The 16,433-nt window shown below is 59.4% G+C and carries 19 protein-coding genes; 13 read left to right on the top strand and 6 right to left on the bottom strand.

Features of this window, described 5'->3' with window-relative positions:
* Window positions 1-20: 20 nt before the first annotated feature.
* Both HU765_RS03895 and HU765_RS03890 read right to left on the bottom strand, forming a co-directional pair.
* Entirely contained in the window at window positions 21-371 is a 351-nt protein-coding gene (locus HU765_RS03895) for a carboxymuconolactone decarboxylase family protein (protein ID WP_225922835.1), read from the bottom strand.
* 112 nt (window positions 372-483) lie between these two features.
* Window positions 484-870, bottom strand: coding sequence for a MerR family transcriptional regulator (locus tag HU765_RS03890; protein ID WP_186546508.1), 387 nt, complete (start codon window positions 868-870; stop codon window positions 484-486).
* Between the two features lie 285 nt (window positions 871-1,155).
* Between HU765_RS03890 and HU765_RS03885 the strand changes: the two genes are divergently transcribed.
* Window positions 1,156-1,488 (top strand): carboxymuconolactone decarboxylase family protein, encoded by a 333-nt coding sequence (locus HU765_RS03885; protein ID WP_186619108.1) that lies wholly within the window; start codon window positions 1,156-1,158, stop codon window positions 1,486-1,488.
* A gap of 33 nt (window positions 1,489-1,521) precedes the next feature.
* Window positions 1,522-2,628 carry an alkene reductase gene (locus tag HU765_RS03880; RefSeq protein ID WP_186619107.1) on the top strand — a complete coding sequence of 369 codons (1,107 nt, stop codon included), beginning with the start codon at window positions 1,522-1,524 and terminating at the stop codon, window positions 2,626-2,628.
* 126 nt (window positions 2,629-2,754) lie between these two features.
* Here HU765_RS03880 and HU765_RS03875 read toward each other — a convergent pair whose 3' ends face one another.
* Window positions 2,755-3,309 carry an OsmC family protein gene (locus HU765_RS03875; RefSeq protein ID WP_186619106.1) on the bottom strand — a complete coding sequence of 185 codons (555 nt, stop codon included), beginning with the start codon at window positions 3,307-3,309 and terminating at the stop codon, window positions 2,755-2,757.
* Between the two features lie 181 nt (window positions 3,310-3,490).
* Window positions 3,491-4,066: a TetR/AcrR family transcriptional regulator gene (locus HU765_RS03870; RefSeq protein ID WP_186619105.1), complete on the bottom strand. Its 576-nt coding sequence runs from the start codon at window positions 4,064-4,066 to the stop codon at window positions 3,491-3,493.
* A gap of 350 nt (window positions 4,067-4,416) precedes the next feature.
* Here HU765_RS03870 and HU765_RS03865 point away from each other — a divergent pair, with 350 nt between their 5' ends.
* Window positions 4,417-5,385, top strand: a complete 969-nt coding sequence (locus HU765_RS03865; RefSeq protein ID WP_186619104.1) for a DMT family transporter — start codon at window positions 4,417-4,419, stop codon at window positions 5,383-5,385.
* Between the two features lie 9 nt (window positions 5,386-5,394).
* Here HU765_RS03865 and HU765_RS03860 read toward each other — a convergent pair whose 3' ends face one another.
* A complete protein-coding gene (locus HU765_RS03860) occupies window positions 5,395-6,369 on the bottom strand; it encodes a LysR family transcriptional regulator (RefSeq protein ID WP_186619103.1) in 975 nt (324 codons plus the stop codon).
* A gap of 495 nt (window positions 6,370-6,864) precedes the next feature.
* On the opposite strand from HU765_RS03860, the gene HU765_RS03855 reads away from it, so the two are divergent.
* From HU765_RS03855 to HU765_RS03835, 5 genes are all read left to right on the top strand, one after another.
* Window positions 6,865-7,515 (top strand): response regulator transcription factor, encoded by a 651-nt coding sequence (locus HU765_RS03855; protein WP_186546519.1) that lies wholly within the window; start codon window positions 6,865-6,867, stop codon window positions 7,513-7,515.
* A 316-nt stretch (window positions 7,516-7,831) separates the two neighbouring features.
* A complete protein-coding gene (locus tag HU765_RS03850; protein ID WP_186546521.1) occupies window positions 7,832-9,292 on the top strand; it encodes a PAS domain-containing sensor histidine kinase in 1,461 nt (486 codons plus the stop codon).
* Window positions 9,293-9,332: 40 nt separating this feature from the next.
* Window positions 9,333-10,025 (top strand): AraC family transcriptional regulator, encoded by a 693-nt coding sequence (locus HU765_RS03845; RefSeq protein WP_346656518.1) that lies wholly within the window; start codon window positions 9,333-9,335, stop codon window positions 10,023-10,025.
* A gap of 151 nt (window positions 10,026-10,176) precedes the next feature.
* Entirely contained in the window at window positions 10,177-10,698 is a 522-nt protein-coding gene (locus tag HU765_RS03840) for a hypothetical protein (protein WP_186546524.1), read from the top strand.
* A gap of 25 nt (window positions 10,699-10,723) precedes the next feature.
* A complete protein-coding gene (locus HU765_RS03835) occupies window positions 10,724-11,098 on the top strand; it encodes a response regulator (RefSeq protein ID WP_186619102.1) in 375 nt (124 codons plus the stop codon).
* 118 nt (window positions 11,099-11,216) lie between these two features.
* Here HU765_RS03835 and HU765_RS03830 read toward each other — a convergent pair whose 3' ends face one another.
* Window positions 11,217-12,185: an MBL fold metallo-hydrolase gene (locus tag HU765_RS03830; protein ID WP_186546528.1), complete on the bottom strand. Its 969-nt coding sequence runs from the start codon at window positions 12,183-12,185 to the stop codon at window positions 11,217-11,219.
* A 388-nt stretch (window positions 12,186-12,573) separates the two neighbouring features.
* Between HU765_RS03830 and HU765_RS03825 the strand changes: the two genes are divergently transcribed.
* The 5 genes from HU765_RS03825 to HU765_RS03805 all read left to right on the top strand — a co-directional run bounded on the left by HU765_RS03825 (window position 12,574) and on the right by HU765_RS03805 (window position 16,379).
* Complete coding sequence (locus HU765_RS03825) at window positions 12,574-12,963, top strand: hypothetical protein (protein ID WP_186546530.1); 390 nt, start codon at window positions 12,574-12,576, stop codon at window positions 12,961-12,963.
* 179 nt (window positions 12,964-13,142) lie between these two features.
* Entirely contained in the window at window positions 13,143-14,162 is a 1,020-nt protein-coding gene (locus HU765_RS03820) for a DJ-1/PfpI family protein (protein ID WP_186546532.1), read from the top strand.
* A gap of 145 nt (window positions 14,163-14,307) precedes the next feature.
* A complete protein-coding gene (locus tag HU765_RS03815) occupies window positions 14,308-14,682 on the top strand; it encodes a response regulator (RefSeq protein ID WP_186546533.1) in 375 nt (124 codons plus the stop codon).
* Between the two features lie 229 nt (window positions 14,683-14,911).
* Entirely contained in the window at window positions 14,912-16,114 is a 1,203-nt protein-coding gene (locus tag HU765_RS03810) for an NAD(P)/FAD-dependent oxidoreductase (RefSeq protein WP_186619101.1), read from the top strand.
* Window positions 16,115-16,133: 19 nt separating this feature from the next.
* Window positions 16,134-16,379 carry a transmembrane sensor/regulator PpyR gene (locus tag HU765_RS03805; RefSeq protein WP_186546700.1) on the top strand — a complete coding sequence of 82 codons (246 nt, stop codon included), beginning with the start codon at window positions 16,134-16,136 and terminating at the stop codon, window positions 16,377-16,379.
* Window positions 16,380-16,433 lie beyond the last annotated feature (54 nt).

Raw genomic sequence — 16,433 nt, 5'->3', positions numbered from 1 at the left:
TTGCACCATGACCTGCACGCTTACGGCTTGACGCTGATCCCTCGAGCCGCGAAGACCTCACGGGCAGCGGCGATGCCGTTCAAGGCGCTGGGAAATCCCGCATAGACCGTCATTTGCAAGATCACATCAATCACTGCCTCGGGTTTGCACCCGACATTGAGCGCGCCGCCAATATGCACTTTCAGTTGTGGCTGTGCATTGCCCAGCGCGGTCAATGCCGCGACGGTCGCCAGCTCGCGAGTGCAGTAGTCGAGTCCGGGACGGGCGAACACATCGCCATAGGCAAAGCTCAGTATCCAGTCAGCCAGCTCTGGCGCTGTGTCCTTCAACGAGTCCACAACGGCCTGACCGGGTCCGCCGGTAATCTGCATCAGCGCGGCCTCTCCGCGCGCTCGACGATCAGTTATCTCTACGGGCGCCGCGACGCTGGTAACGCTTGCGCCAATCAGGGTGGCGGACAGAAATTGAAGGAAACGCGGAAGCTTACGGATCATGGTGGTGCCCCTTTTGCTCGAGTTGGTGGTAGATCTGAATCTTGTTATCCAAAACGTCGAGGGACTGGCTCAACTCGCGGATCTGCGCTTCGACGTCCTGGCGATGCCGTTCCAGCAGCGCTCGTCTTTGTGCCAGGGTCGCGTCACCCAACCGGCGCAGCTCGGCGTAACAGAGCATTTGCTGGATCGGCATTCCCGTGGCTTTCAGCCGCAGCAGAAACTCGGCCCAAAGCACGTCCTTCTCGGCATAGACCCTATGGCCATTCCCTGCGCGAACAACCGCGTCGAACAGCCCGATCCGTTCGTAGTACCTGATCGTGTGCGGGCTTAAATCAAGGCGCCTGGACAATTGTGAAATGGTCAGATTTGGATTCATGGGGATCACCGTAAATGTTTGAGTGCACTCTAAGTCAAGCGAATGTGTAGAGGCGGATAAGCCTTTTTTTCGGGTCCCCTCTCTCGGTAGCCACGGTCACCAGTATGCGCCTCTAGCCTGGCGTTAACGCTCCAAAGCAACTCGTCCAGCACAATTCGGATCGCCATCAGACAGCTTTGAAAAATCTCACTGATAGTTAATATCAACAAAACAACATTGAACGCCTACCAACTGGATGGTAGCGTTGTCTCCTGTTTTGACCCTAACCGCTACAGTGAGAACCTTATGCAAGACTGGAAACAAACCCGCAAAGATATCAATGCTCGCCTCATGGAACTTAACGGCTTGTCCCCTGACACCCTGAAAGGCATGGCCGCTCTGGGTGCCGCCGGCGTCAAGACCAACCACTTGGACGCTAAGACGCGCGAACTGATTTCCCTGGCGGTCGCAGTCACCACCCGCTGCGATGGCTGCATCGCCTTTCATGCCGCCGAAGCCAAGAAGATCGGCGTCACCAGCGAGGAAGTGGCTGAAGCCTTGGGCGTGGCGATCAACATGAATGCGGGAGCCGCACTGGTGTACAGCACCCATGTGCTGGACGCGTTCGATAAATCGTAAATCTGCTCCCCCTCCTCCAGTTCGAGATCAACCATGAACAATTTGTTTACCCCTTATGATCTGGCCGGCATCAGGTTGAAAAACCGTGTGGTCATGGCGCCCATGACACGCACCCGCACACTGAACAACGTCGCAAACGAGTTCACCGCCGAGTACTACGCACAACGGGCTAGCGCCGGCCTTCTGATCACCGAAGGCTTGCCGATTTCCGACGAGGCCCGTGGCTACCTTTACACCCCAGGCATTTACGCTGATGAACACGTCAATGGCTGGCGTCAGGTCACCGACGCGGTGCATGCCAAAGGCGGAAAGATCTTTGCGCAGTTGTGGCACGTTGGCCGTATGTCACATGTGTCGGTGCATGGTTTGGTGCCGGTTTCTTCCGGCACGCAACCGGCCGTCGACACCACCGTTTACGCCTGGGTTTCGCCGAACGAGGCCGGCCCCGTGCAACCCAGCGTCCCTCGAGCATTGCGCACGGAAGAGATCAAACGCGTTATCGCTGACTTCGTGAAGTCCGCACGCATGGCGATGAATGCCGGATTTGACGGTATCGAGATCATGGCGGCCAACGGTTTTCTGTTTGATCAGTTCCTCAGTAGCGCTTTGAACACTCGCACCGATCAGTACGGAGGCTCTATCGCCAATCGCCAGCGTTTTCTGCTTGAAACCATTGACGCCATTGCCGATGAAATCGGTGGTGCCCGCATTGGCGTGCGGTTCTCGCCATTTGGCCGCCTCTATGACTTTGGTGTGTATGAGGGCGAGGCAGAAACCTGGATGAGCATGGCGACGGCGCTCAACGAGCGTGAACTGGCCTATGTTCACCTCAACTACCAACCGACCCTTCTCGCCGCTCAGACCCCGCCCGGTTTTGGCGCGGCTTTGCGTGCAGCCTACAAAGGCACCCTGATGGCCGCCGGCGGTTTTACCCAGGCGCTCGCCGAAGCGGAACTGGCCAAGGGCGAACTTGACCTGATTGCCTTCGGCACGACCTATATCGCCAACCCTGATCTGGTCGAGCGTATGCAGAACGGCTGGCCGTTGGCAGAAAGCGATCGCGCGACCTATTACGGCGTGGGCGACCGTATCGCCAAGGGCTACACCGACTACCCGACATTCCTCGCGACTAACACCTGACGGCCCAGTAGCTCAGCTAAAAAAACGCCCTGTTCGATAGGCATTTCAATACCGATCGAACAGGGCGTTTCGCGTTTCCAGCGAATCAATGGCGACTGATGCACGCGGAATTTGCAAACAGGCAAATCAGCTTTCACGCACCTCCAGGGTCGGCACCATACGGATTGCCCGGGAGAAGTTGGCGTAATTGACCGACGTTTTGAGCACGGCGCTGTGCAGTTCTTCAACGCGCGCGCGCGGGGCGTCAGTGTGTAAGCGAATCGCCACGCTCACTTCGTCGTAACCCGGGTTGACGTTCTCGTCGAGGCCCAGAAAGCCGCGCAGATCGAGAGTGCCGTTGGTCTCGATTTCCAGGCTGTGAATCGTAATCCCCATCATCGCGGCATTGGCGGCGTAACCGACGGACATGCACGCATTAAGCGCAGCCATCAGCAGTTCTTGAGGGTTTGGCGCGGAGTTCTCGCCCAGCAATTCATTTGGCTCATCGGCGGCAATTTCAAAATCACGCGAGTACGTTTCACCGGCCAGGCTGTACCGATTGACTTTCGCCACTGTGCGAGTCTGACCTTGCCACTCGGTTCTGACATTAAAACTGGCGTGGCGCTTGGTCGAATCCTCGGCAATACCTTGCGCGAACTGCTGGAGTGCGGCGACGTCGATACCGTTCAGGTTGTTGTTCATTTGCGGGTTCCTCTTAGGATGGACCGGACGCTTCCGGAAAGAAAAACAACTCTACCAAGTAGTAGGTAGCTATTCAACGAATAAGATTTCCTTTCAATCAAGAGGTTTCTGACGCAAAAAAAAAACGCCTCGTCAATACGAGGCGTTCAATGAAGTAGAGTGCGTTGTAGCGTGGCAAGTCCTAGTGACGCTGGGGCACCACACGCAGTCCATCCAGAAGGAGATCGAACCCGGACGACTGCGCATAAGCATCGCTCAGCGCCCAGGAAACGAAGCTGTTGCCTTCCAGCGAGTTGAGAATCAGCCGGGCGATAAGTGACGCGCTGTGTTCGGCCTTGAGTTCGCCGAGGGATTGACCCAAGGCAATATTGGCCTGCAGCCACTCGAGGTGAATCTGGAAAAAGTCTCGCGTCAGTGCCTGCAGACTCTCGGGTAATGCCAGCAACTCGGCGGCCAAGGCTCCGCACAACGGCAGCATGCCGCTGGTACTGCTCTGGGCGAACATGTGCGCAAACGCCTTCAGACGTTCAATTACCCCGGCATTGTCGGTATTGATCTGCTCCAATTGATTCCTGAAACGGAACAAATAGCTCTCGACGATGGCAATTGCCATTCCTTCCTTGGTAGGAAAGTGGTGATGAATACTCGCCTTCTTGATGCCGATTTCCGTCGCGAGGTCAGCATAGCTGAACGCTGCATAACCTTTGGTACGCAACAGGATTTCCGCGCTGGAGAGAAGGTCGGAACGTGTACTCATGAAACAGCATCCAGAGGTTGGCAGGCCGCAATCATAAAGGAGTCATACCGCAGAAGACAGTCTGCGCCAGACGGCTCCACTCTCGCGCACTCGATTTGTTGTCCCAGGCAGACAACGTTTGCGTACGCATACGCCATCCGGCCAATTTTGACCTCCCGGAGGCAGTCATACGATCTCTAGTCTTTAAACCCAAGTATGAATAACTGCTCCTGAAGCCCAGCTAACGCATGCGCCTCTGCGAGCGCTCTTGCCCGATGTAACCGTATACGGTACAAAACGACCAAGTTGTACGATGACATAATAAAAATTCCTGCGCCGCCAGAACGGCGTAGCACTGTTCGAGACCTGCCATGTCCAGCCCTGCCCCTGCTCACACCGTAGCACCGCCCTTCCCCCGCCATCTCGCCGTGATCATTCTGTTGTGCATGGGCTGTGCGTTCGCCGGCAACCATGTGGCGGCACGGGTCGCTTTCGATGATGGTGCCGGCGTGTTGCTGGCGATTCTGATGCGCTCTGGCGGAACGTTGCTGGTGCTCGCCGGCCTGGTGCTGTGGCAAAGACAAAGTCTGCGTCTGCCTGCCGGCGCCTGGCGCTGGCAGCTCCTGCTGGGCCTGTTGATTACCGCGCAGAGCCTGTGCCTGTACTCAGCCGTCGCACGGGTCCCCGTGGCGCTGGCGCTACTGGTTGCCAATGTGTTTCCTATCCTGCTGGCGCTGCTGACCTGGGCGCTGGGTGGACCGCGGCCGACCGCACGCACCGCCATGTTGATGGGGCTGATTTTGGTCGGGTTGGTGTTTGTGCTCGATGTCCCCGGGCGCCTTGCGACCACAACCCACGTCGGCCCGCAGTGGTGGCTGGGCGTCGCGCTCGCCTTCTGCGCCGCCAGCGTGTTCGCTTGCGCGCTGTGGATCACCGATCACAAGTTGTCTCAGGTGCGCGGCTCGGCGCGCAGTCTGCTGACAATTTTTATCGTCTTCACCAGCGTCAATCTGGCGGGACTGACCGGCGCCCTCCCCGGCGGACTGAACCTGCCCGCCACCTCAAACGGATGGCTGGCCCTCGCCACGCTGGTGGTGCTGTACGGCACCGGTTTTATCGTGCTGTTCATTTCAGTGCCGCGACTGGACATGCCTCGCAACGCACCGGTCATGAACATCGAGCCGCTGGCGACGTTGGTGATGGGCTGGATCGTGCTGGATCAAATGCTTGGCACGGTGCAGATTCTCGGCGGGCTGATTGTGGTTACCGGGATTGTTTTGCTGACGTATCGCAAATCGGCGATCAAGGCTGATGATCTCGCTCAGCAACGAAAAAACTAGTCCGGCAACCTACCGCGCTGCCCACAACGATTGAGTGCCGTGCAGTGCCGGTGACGATTTCGGCACCACCTGTAGCTCGATCGGCGTACCGAGAAACGCCTGACAACGCGAACGCAACCAGCGCTGGCCGGCATCGTTGTGTGCCGTCCCGCGCCAGGCCATGGACAGGTTCTGCGTCGGCAGCGGCAAGGGGACGGCCTCGGCCCGGATGCCCTGGGCCAACGCCATCGCTCTGGCAACATAGTCGGGAACGATGGCGAGCATTTCGCTCTGCGCCAAGAGCCTCGGCAGCGCGCTGAACTGCGGTACCGCCAACACCACTTTGCGCCGCCGCCCCAACAGACTTAACGCCTGATCGGTATCGTCAGCGGCATTGCCCATCGGGGACACAACGATATGCGGACGTGTACAGAACTCCTCCAACGTTACCGAGCCGGCGCAATTATCGGCACGCAAAAGCATCGGCCGGACGACACGCAGACTCTTGCGCCGCGCACTCGCCGGCAGGTCGAGCATATGACTGATTCCGAGGGAAATTTCCCCATTGAACAGGCGTTGCGACATTTGCTGCTGATTGACGCGCAGCACCACCAGTGAGATGTTCGGCGCCTCTTCCCGCAGGTGCCGGAGCAAGTGCGGCAACAACGCGTATTCGACATCATCAGACAGCCCCACCTGAAACGTCGCCTCGCTGGCGCCCGGTTCAAATGATTGGCAACGGCTCACTGCCGCGGCAATGCCGTCCAGCGCCGGGGTCAGATTGATGAATATTTCCTCCGCCCGCGCCGTCGGCTCCATGACTCTGCCGGCACGAATGAACAACGGATCATCGAACAACTGGCGCAAGCGTCCCAGCGCGGCGCTGATCGCCGGTTGGCCAAGGAACAGCTTTTCGCCGACGCGGCCAACATGACGCTCGTGCATCATCGTTTCAAATACCACCAGCAGATGAATGTCGACGCGACGCAGATCATTTCTGTTCATGGACTTCACCACCCGGCACGCAGCCTTTGAGTTCAACAGACAGCAGCACCTAGATTACGGCCCCGGTTGCCAAGCGTCTTTGGTACATCGGGACAGGGCGATCATGCGTTAGGTGAAGGCTTCTATACGTGAGTATGAAGTCGAAAAAAACGCGTGTGGACCCGCTAGCGAACTCGTTCATGCGTTGTATCGGCATGCGTCAATGGCGGTTTTTCCGGGTTTTTTGTCCTAGCCGATGACCTCGTCGGGCAACTAGGATGCTGAACCGATTATTGGCTCCCGAACGAACAACACCCATCCGCCCGCATGATTGCACCCCGACGATCGCTTGCTCTGCCCTGCCCGTTCGCTGGCGGTCGACAGGGCGCGCGCCAGCGCCTTTGGTCAGGGGCCAACTGGCCCGTTGCGGGATCAGCGCTAGAATCGAGCTGGCGATTTTTGCTGTCGATTCGGTATTGCCAGGCCCGGTCAGTCAAAACCTTGGGAACAACAGCAATGAACAATCATCCCGTGCATAACAGCAATCCAGGCGAGCCCGTGGTTTTCATTGTCGACGATGATGCCGGGCTGCGCGAATCCCTTGGCAGCCTGTTGCGCTCGATCGGCCTGCGGGTCGAGCTCTTCGCTTCAGTCGCTGAATTCATGAATCACCCGCGCCCCGATACCGTCAGTTGCCTGGTGCTCGATGTGCGCCTGCAAGGCAGCAGTGGCCTGGATTTCCAGAGTGAGCTGGCGGCCGCCGGCATCAATGTACCGATTGTGTTCATCACCGGACATGGCGATATAGCCATGACGGTGCGCGCGATGAAGGCCGGTGCCGTGGACTTTCTGACCAAACCGTTTCGCGAGCAAGATCTGATCGACGCCGTGTGCGCCGCGCATACCCGGGACAAGCAACGGCGCGAGTCCGGGCGACATGCCGAGGAGCTACGTGCGCGCCATGCCACGTTGACGCCCCGCGAGCAGACGGTCATGGCGCTGGCGGCTTCGGGCTTGATGAACAAGCAGATCGCCGGGGAGATCGGCCTCAGTGAGATCACGGTGAAAATCCACCGCGGCCAGGCCATGCGCAAGATGGGCGCGCGCTCCTTTGCCGATCTGGTGCGCATGGCGGAGGCCATCGCCGCGCAGTCGGCCAATCGCTGACCGCGCCGGCCCGGGCGGTGTGGCGAGGTCGCACCGCCCGCGGCTAATACCTGGGTATAGCCCCGTTATACCTAGTCATACGCGCGTTGACCCAATGTAGCGGTGCCCGACTTCAAGGCGTTGCCCTACCATCATTACCCATAACAAAAGCGGCCCAGGTGGGGCTTATGCATCATTACGCAAGTGGCAATACAGCCGCCTCCCGAGAGCAGCGCTACACATTTACTTCTGCGTCATTCTGCCCGTCACCCAAGTTTGCCCGGCATCCGCCACAGGTTGCGCGATGCCGTCCGATAGCAAAAAACCGGAATAACAAATGTCTATCTTCAAACGTCGCGCACAGTTTTTTTGTTCAGACGCCGTTGCCTGGCTGGCGGCCATTGCCGTGGGCAGCATGATTTTCACCACCAACTCATACCTCGACCTCGATGTCGCGCCGACGCTGTTCTACATCACCCTGGTCTTCATGTCGGCGAATTTCTTTCCGGTGCCGTTGTTTATCGCTGTGGCCGTAGGGTGCGTCATCATTCTGACCGCCAGTTTCATTGCTGACGCAGGCTACCGCGACCACCGCTTGATCGCCGCTTTTGTCCGGTGCCTGATCGCCCTGACCACCATTAGTCTGCTGGCGCTGCGCAGCAAACGGGCCACTGAAACGCTACGCCGCAAAGAGGCATTTTTCATGGGTGCACAGAAGCTCAGTCATACCGGCAGCGTGGTTTTCACCGTCGGCGCCGAGCGCAAATTCAACGTGTCGTGGTCGGACGAATCGTCTCGCATCTTCGAATACCCGCCCCTGCTTACGCCCACGCTTGCGTTGATCAAGGCCAGGACTCACCCCGATGACCTGGCGCTCATCGACGGTGTCCTGCGGCAGGCGGCGGAACATCGGGAGCTGATCGAGCTCGAGCATCGACTGGTGATGCCCGACGGCCGGATCAAGCACGTACAAATGATTGCCAGTCCGTTGATCAAACAGGGTGGCCGTAGCGAATACGTCGGCGCCTTGATGGATGTCACGGCCGCCAGGCAAGCCGAAGAAGCGCTGTTCCATTCCCAGGCAACCCTGGCCCATGTCACACGGTTGAGTTCCATGGGCGAGTTGGCCGCCTCGATCGCTCATGAAATCAATCAGCCGCTGGCCGCCGTGATCACCAGCGGCGAGTCGTGCAAACGCTGGATCAACCGGCCCGAGCCTAACCTGGAAGAAGCGCGGCGCTCGCTGGACCGGGTCATCCAGAACTCTGCGCGCGTGTCCGACGTGATCACTTGCATCCGCGCCTTGTCGCGGCACAGCGAAGTACAACGCAATGTCGAACGCTTCGACGACATCGTCAAAGACTCGTTGACGCTCATGCAGCATGACATCGCCCTGCACGAGGTGCGCCCACACGCACAACTCGAAGCACCCGGCGCATTGATAAAAGGCGATCGGGTACAGCTGCAACAAGTGATCATCAATCTGATCATCAATGCCTGCCAGGCCATGGCCAATGTGCACGACCGACCGCGTATGTTGCGCATCAGCACCTCGCTGCAACACAACGAAACCGTGCTGGAAATCGCCGACTCCGGCAGCGGCATCGCCGAAGATATTCTTCCTTCGTTGTTCGACCCCTTCTTCACCACCAAACCCAAGGGCCTGGGCATGGGCTTGTCGATCTGTCGTTCAATCATCGAGTTCCACGGTGGGCGTATCTGGGTGGAGAGCACCGAAGGGGTCGGCACGCAGTTTCGCTTCGCGATACCCACGCATGGCCTGCGACACGAGCAATGAATATTTCTACTTCGCCAGGCGAATACGAGGGCTTCGAGCTGTGACTACCTCATACAACCCATCACAGGCAGTACCGGGCAAACCGCGCAGCGTCATTTTTGTCGCCTATGCGCAGATGGGCCTGCTTGACCTGACCGGCGCCCAGACCGTTTTCTGGGCCGCAACCCGCAGCCTGGCTGACCTCGGCCTGCCCGGTTACACCTTGCATACCGCCAGCCTGCAAGGGGGGCCGGTACGCACCGCGGAAGGTCTGGTGGTGCAAACGGTGCGCCTGGATGATCTGGCGCGGGGGCCGATGCATACGCTGATCGTTCCTGGCTCGCCGCACATTCGCCAGGCATTGGTCGACAGTTCGCCGCTGGTGGAATGGCTGCGCAAGGCTTCTTCTCTCGCCAGTCGCACCACCTCCGTCTGCAGCGGTGCGTTTTTCCTTGCCCGGGCCGGTTTGCTGGACGGCCTGCGCGCAGCGACTCACTGGGCCATGGCAGATCAGTTCGAGCGCCTGTTCCCGCGCGTCGAGCTGGATCGCGAAGCCATCTTCGTCGAGCAGGACCCGCTATGGACTTCGGCTGGCGTCAGCGCGGGAATCGATCTGTCCCTGGCCTTGGTCGAGGCGGACAACGGCCGCGAGGTGGCCATGCAGGTGGCGCGGCGCATGGTGGTGTACTACCGACGCCCGGACAATCAGGAGCAATGGAGCCCGTTGTTGCAATCGCAGTATTGGACACAATAACTGCGCGCCCATACTCGGGTATGACGGGCCTGACCCCATGTGCTACCCCACCGTCTTCAGGTACGAATGTCATCGACGGTGCCTCGACTTAAGCTGGTCATCTCTTACGAAGCCACGTATCGCGCCTGCGCGCCAGCCTGAGACGGTTGCCATGAACGCTACTCAAACGCTCTATAAAGTCAGTCATCCGTTACGCATCAGCCGCTACGGTGCGCATACCTCCTTATCCACTGTCGAGCGCATTGAGGCCATTGATGCGCTCATGCAAATGCTCGGTACGACGCTGAGCATCCAGGCGCAGCTCGATTACCTGGAGCAAACACTTCGCAACGTCAGTTTCCTGCCAATACGGCAGCTGTTTCGCCGGCTGGCCCGCACCACGGCTGACTACGCGGGGTTCCTCGCCACCGGCATCGCTGACTTGGGCGGCTACGCTGAACCCGCAAGCCTCTACCGCCTCAACGATGTCGCACAGAGCCTGGGGTTTGCCGATTGCCTGATTGGCATTCATGACGGCATGCGTCGGCTACGGACAGCCGATGCCGTTTTACGTGAATATCAAGAAAGTGCGGACGCCAACAAAGACTCTGCCAGTAAACGGTTCTTTGAAGAGTGCTTGCGGCGCAATGCGCAACTGCTCTGGCAGATCAACAATAACTTGCCCCATGAATAATCAGGGTAAAAACGCCAGGTTTCCCATGTTTGATTCGGCCATTATTTCTGTCGTTGATGACGACGAGCTTATTCTTGTATCACTGAAAAGCTTATTGCGTTCTTGTGGTTATACGGTGAAAACCTATAACAGCGCGCTGGCGTTTTTGCGGTCCGATGATCCGCAGAACAGCGATTTCCTGGTATCGGATATTCAAATGCCCGGCATGTGCGGAGTGGAGTTATACGAGGCACTGGCGGCCAGGAATATCCATATCCCTACGCTGTTCATCACGGGCAAACCCGGGCTGCCACCACAGTTCAGTGTCAAGGTCAGAAAGCCGGAAGGGTATTTTTCCAAACCGTTCGATACCCAGGCACTTCTGACGTGTATCGAACGAGCGTTGCAGCGTCGGCGCTGACCGCGCAGACCCGTTCTTTGCCCGACAGCTGCGACACACTGCATGCATTTGACTTGCCTTGAGCAACGATCAAAATTTTGCAGTGTGCCGCAGCCGCTACAGCATGTGCAGGGGCAAATCAGTAATCCCAGAACGCCGCGATCCAGCGGAACGCCTCGCCATCGACGGCCACGCGGCCCACCGAGGGGAACGGCAGGTGGGTGGCGACAAACCATTCGCCGCTGGCGGCCGCCTCGCGCATCAGGCGCATGCGGACACGGACCGATTCCTCAGGATCATGCTCAAAGCCGTTGTGCCAGTCGGGATGTTCGAAGGCCACTGGAAACAGCGCATCGCCGGCGAAGGTCAAACGCTCGCCACCAGAGTTCACGTAGACCACACTATGCCCGGGTGTATGGCCACCGGTGAGTTTCACCACCACGCCCGGTGCCACCTGATACTCGTCGTCAAATGTGCGCACCTTGCTGCGGTAGGTATCGATGAACTGCCTGGCGGTGGCGCGCAATACGTCAGGCACGGGCGATGGCATGACTGTCTGGGTGAAATCCGGCGTCTCCCAAAACGCCACTTCAGTGGCTGAAACGTGAATGCGCACGTCTGCACGCAGGCGGTTTTTTACTTCATCGACGAGCAATCCGCCGACATGATCCATGTGCATGTGAGTGACCACCACGTCCGTCACCGATCCAAGATCAATGCCGGCCGCTTCCAGGCGCTTGGGCAATTGCCCGGCCCGGGGAAAGCCTGGGAACTGCCCGCCCAGCCCGGCGTCGACGAGGATGATCTGCTCGCCACTGCGCACCACCAGGACATTCAGGGCCCAGTCGAATGCGTCGGGGCCCAGGTACATATCCTTGAACCAGGCGGCGCGGGCCGCCGGGTCGGCGTTGGTGGACATGGTCGACGTGGGCAGCGGCAGCACGCCGTCGCTGATCACCACCACGTCGATGTCGCCCACCCGCAGTGCATAGCGTGAAGGCACCAGTTCCTGCACACCGCCGAAGGTAGATGCCGTTGGCTGGCGAGACGCGGCCTGTTGCTCACTGCCTTGCTGATAGGCAACGGAATGGTTCAGATACGTTGACATGGTCGCACTCCTTTGTACTGATACGGAAAACCATCGGGCCAATGCCTGTCTGGAGAGAGCGTTTATCAACGCTCCTTGCCGAAGAGTGTGCGCCGCGACCACACCCGCAAAAATCATACGCGGGTATAAGAATAAAGCCTGTTTAGTGGATTGAACCGATATCGAGGCGGCGGCGAACCATACCAATGTATAAGTGCCACCCCCTGCACTCACCGCAGTGAGAAACCTGGCCGCTACATCGGACCGTTACTGTGACTTTATACTTGAGCATAGGTCCTTAACACCTATGAACGCCCTGCCCACCCCATTGCATAAGCGCCAGAAGTTGTCAGCACTATAAAATTGCAAGTGCTGTTGAACATCACCATTTCACAGGATGGGTAAATCAATGAAACTTGCAAACTTACTGTTCAGTTGCGCCTTAATGACCGCCATCGGTGCTCAGCCATCGTTCACCTACGCCGCCGAAGTGCGCAGCGGCGGTCGCGCAGAAGGCGACCGAGACGCGTCGGCGCCATTGCTTCAAAACACGCTTCACAAGGCCCGAGAACAGAGCATCGCCGCCGACGGGTCTGATCGAACCCCGCAGAACCGGGTCGCCGAAGGGGGTGCCGATCGCCTGCACGAACGCCAACTGGCCGCCGACGGTGCGGATCATCTCAAGCAGAACCGGATTGCTGAAGGGGGCTCGGATCGCTTGCTGGAAAGACGTGTAGCGGACAACGGCAACAGCACTGCCTATCGGGCCGTGCCTGGTTTCTGCATGGCCTGTCGTTGAAGGCCCGCCCTCTCCCTGACGCTCGTTGCGTATTTGCACCGTCAGGATGAGGGCGCTCTTACCGCCGCGGCTGCGGCTGGCGCACAGGGAACTTATGACTTATAACCGTCAATCCGGCAAACCCACGCACCCGTGCCCCTGTTCGCCAGCCGTGACGACAACAGAGCCCTGACGCCGCCATGAATTCGATGCTGCCCGACACTCCCTCGCTCAACGCTCTGCGCACGCAACCGCGCACCTTGTTGTTTCTGGCGTATCCGCGAATGGGTCTGCTGGACCTGACCGGTGCACAGACTGTGTTCTGGTCTGCCTCCAAAGCCCTGGCGCTGCGCGGTCTGCCGGGATACAGCATGCACACGGCCAGTGTGCAGGGCGGATTGATCGCCACCGCCGAAGGCCTGTCGGTCCAGACCACCTCATTGAGCCAGCTCAACGATGTGAGCATTGATACGTTGCTCGTGCCCGGCGCGCCGGATATTCGTCAGGCGTTGATAGACAATCGCGCGCTGGTTGGCTGGTTGCGTCAGGCAGCGCCCAAGGCCAAGCGCGTCGCCTCGGTTTGCAGCGGTACGTTTCTGCTGGCTGAGGCCGGCTTGCTCAACGGTTTGCGGGCGACCACACACTGGGCAATGTGCGACACGCTCAAGAGCGGTTTCCCGACGGTCAATGTCGACCTCGACGCGATCTTCATCCAGCAAGGCACGCTGTGGACATCGGCAGGCGTAACCACCGGCATCGACATGGCCTTGGCGCTGGTCGAAGCCGATTGCGGCCGCGACATTGCCCTGGAAGTTGCGCGTGAGCTGGTGGTATTTCTCAAACGGCCCGGCGGTCAGGCGCAATTCAGCCAGTTGCTGCAATCGCAGACCGACGACCGTGGCGGCTTCGACGACTTGCACCTGTGGCTGAGCGACAACCTCGGCGACAGCCGCCTGACAGTCGAAGCGATGGCCCGCCAGGCGCAAATGAGCACCCGCAACTTCGCCCGCGTCTACAAGCACAAGGTCGGTCGGACACCCGCGAAAGCCCTGGAACTGTTTCGCCTTGAAGCGGCGCGACGCTTGCTCGAAGACTCGCAGCGCAACATCGATCAGATCGCGCAGCTGTGCGGCTTCGGGGATGAAGACCGCATGCGCTATGCCTTCCAGCGTCACCTCTCGATCACGCCGCGCGAATACCGCAGTCGATTCTCACGCTGACGACTTGCCGCCCGCCACGGGTACTTGGTTAAAGCTCAAACGAATTTCTATACACACGTATAAGTACGCCGCCCGCGTGAGCGGCGTATCTTGCCGACATGGCGGGCGTCCTTGCTGGGCTACCCGCAAGAGCCCAGGGAAAGAAATGGCCCACACTGCTGTTGTTTCGGTTGTCGATGACGACGAGTCCGTGCGCCTGGCACTAGACAGTCTGCTGCGGTCCAACGGCTACACCGTGCAACTGTTCGCCACAGCCGAAGCGTTTCTGGCGTGCCCCGCCGCGCACAACACCCGCTGCCTGATCTCGGACATCCAGATGCCGGGTCTGTCCGGGATAGAAATGCATGACCTGCTCTGCGCTCAAGGAGCGCGCATTCCGATCATATTCATTACCGGCTACCAAGGATCTCCTCCCCAGGTCAGCGCGCAATCAACTGCACCGGTGGCCTACTTTCCCAAGCCCTTCCCCTGCGGCGAACTGCTGAAGTGCATCGACGCCATCGTCAACCGGCCCGACTGACTCGCGCCAAGGGTTGCGCCTATACCCACGTATACCCGCCTCACACTTAGGCATGTCGCCGCTGACCCTATGTAGAAGTGTCGCTCGCGTCCTTCCCCGATAGCATCATCTGCAGCGAATCGAACCGCCATGGTTGATTGCAGCCAGGACATCACACGGGGCCGCACGACGGTCCGGCGCGAACCGACAGCCCCCATAAACGATTCATTTTTTGTTCAGGAGTCATCCGATGAAACAGCACATTCTGGTTATTGGCGCAGGGTTTGGTGGCGTCTGGAGCGCCCTGGGCGCCGCCCGTCTGTTGGACCAGCATGACCGTAACGACGTGCAGATCAGCGTCCTCGCCCCCCAGGCAGAACTGCGCATCCGTCCGCGTTTCTACGAGCCGGATGTGCACACCATGACGGCGCCGCTGGGTGATCTGTTCGAGGCAGTCGGGGTGAAATTCGTCAAAGGCGTTGCGGACAGCATCGACACCGAGAACAAGCGCGTCACCTACAGCGACACCTTCGGTTCGCAGGGTACGCTGAATTACGACCGTCTGGTGCTGGCTGCCGGCAGCCGCGTTATCCGGCCAGCGCTGGAAGGCGTGATCGAACACGCTTTCGATGTCGATCAGATTGAAGAAGCCGCGCGACTGGAAGCCCATATCAAGTCGTTGAAGAATGTGCCACCGAGTGCAGCGCGCAACACCGTCGTGGTCGCCGGCGGCGGGTTTACCGGGATCGAAACCGCGACCGAAATGCCGGCCCGCTTGCGCGCTGCATTGGGCGCCGACGCCGATATTCGGGTGATCGTGGTGGATCGCGCACCGCAGATCGCTGCATCCCTGGGCGATGGCATCCGCCCTGCTATTGTCGAAGCGTCGAAAGCACTGGGCGTGGAATGGATCGTCAACGCATCGGTCGCGTCGGTCGATGCCGGTGGCGTGACCCTCGCCGATGGTCAGCGCATCGAGGCCAGCACAGTGATCTGGACCGTCGGTTTCCGTGCCAGCCCGCTCACTGAACAAGTGGCCGGAACGCGCGACCTGCAAGGCCGGCTGCATGTTGACGGCAACCTGAGAGTGCTGGGACATGACCATGTCTTCGCAGCGGGCGATACCGCCTACGCCGCGACCGACACCCTCGGCAATTACGCGGCGATGTCCTGTCAGCACGCGATCAGCCTGGGCCGTTATGCCGGCAACAACGTCGCGGCCGACTTGCTGGGTGTCGAACCGATGACCTACAGCCAGCCCAAGTACGTGACCTGCCTTGACTTGGGGGCATGGGGCGCTGTGTACACCGAGGGTTGGGATCGCCAGTTGAAACTGATCGGGCCAGAAGCGAAGGAGCTCAAGACCCAGATCAATACGGTGTGGATCTACCCGCCCGCCGCTGATCGCGCTGCCGCGCTGGCTGCCGCCGACCCATCGATTCCCGTGGCATGAGCCGTTGGCAATGATCGACGTGTACGGCTTTTTCGACAATGCGCAGCGGGTGTTGAAGCTGTCGCATGTGTTGTTGATCGGCGGGCTGGTCATGCTGATCGTCGGGATTGTCTTCGCCTATTGGCTCGACGCGCATCTGCGCCTTGCGCAATTGGTGGGCGCGCATGCACTGACGATCCTCGGGCCGACGGCAATCAAAATCGGCTACGTCATGCGCTTGTTGAGCTGTAATCGGCTGCGCCTGGCAACCGGCTCCGCTGCCTGATCCGAAAGTTTCGTCCCTGACCGGTACAGCGCTCTCCTTGTTGTGCCGGCACTT

Origin of the sequence: Pseudomonas sp. SWRI81 (assembly GCF_014268545.1) — a bacterium.
GTDB lineage: Bacteria > Pseudomonadota > Gammaproteobacteria > Pseudomonadales > Pseudomonadaceae > Aquipseudomonas > Aquipseudomonas hamedanensis.
This window is presented reverse-complemented; position numbering and strand designations above follow the sequence as displayed.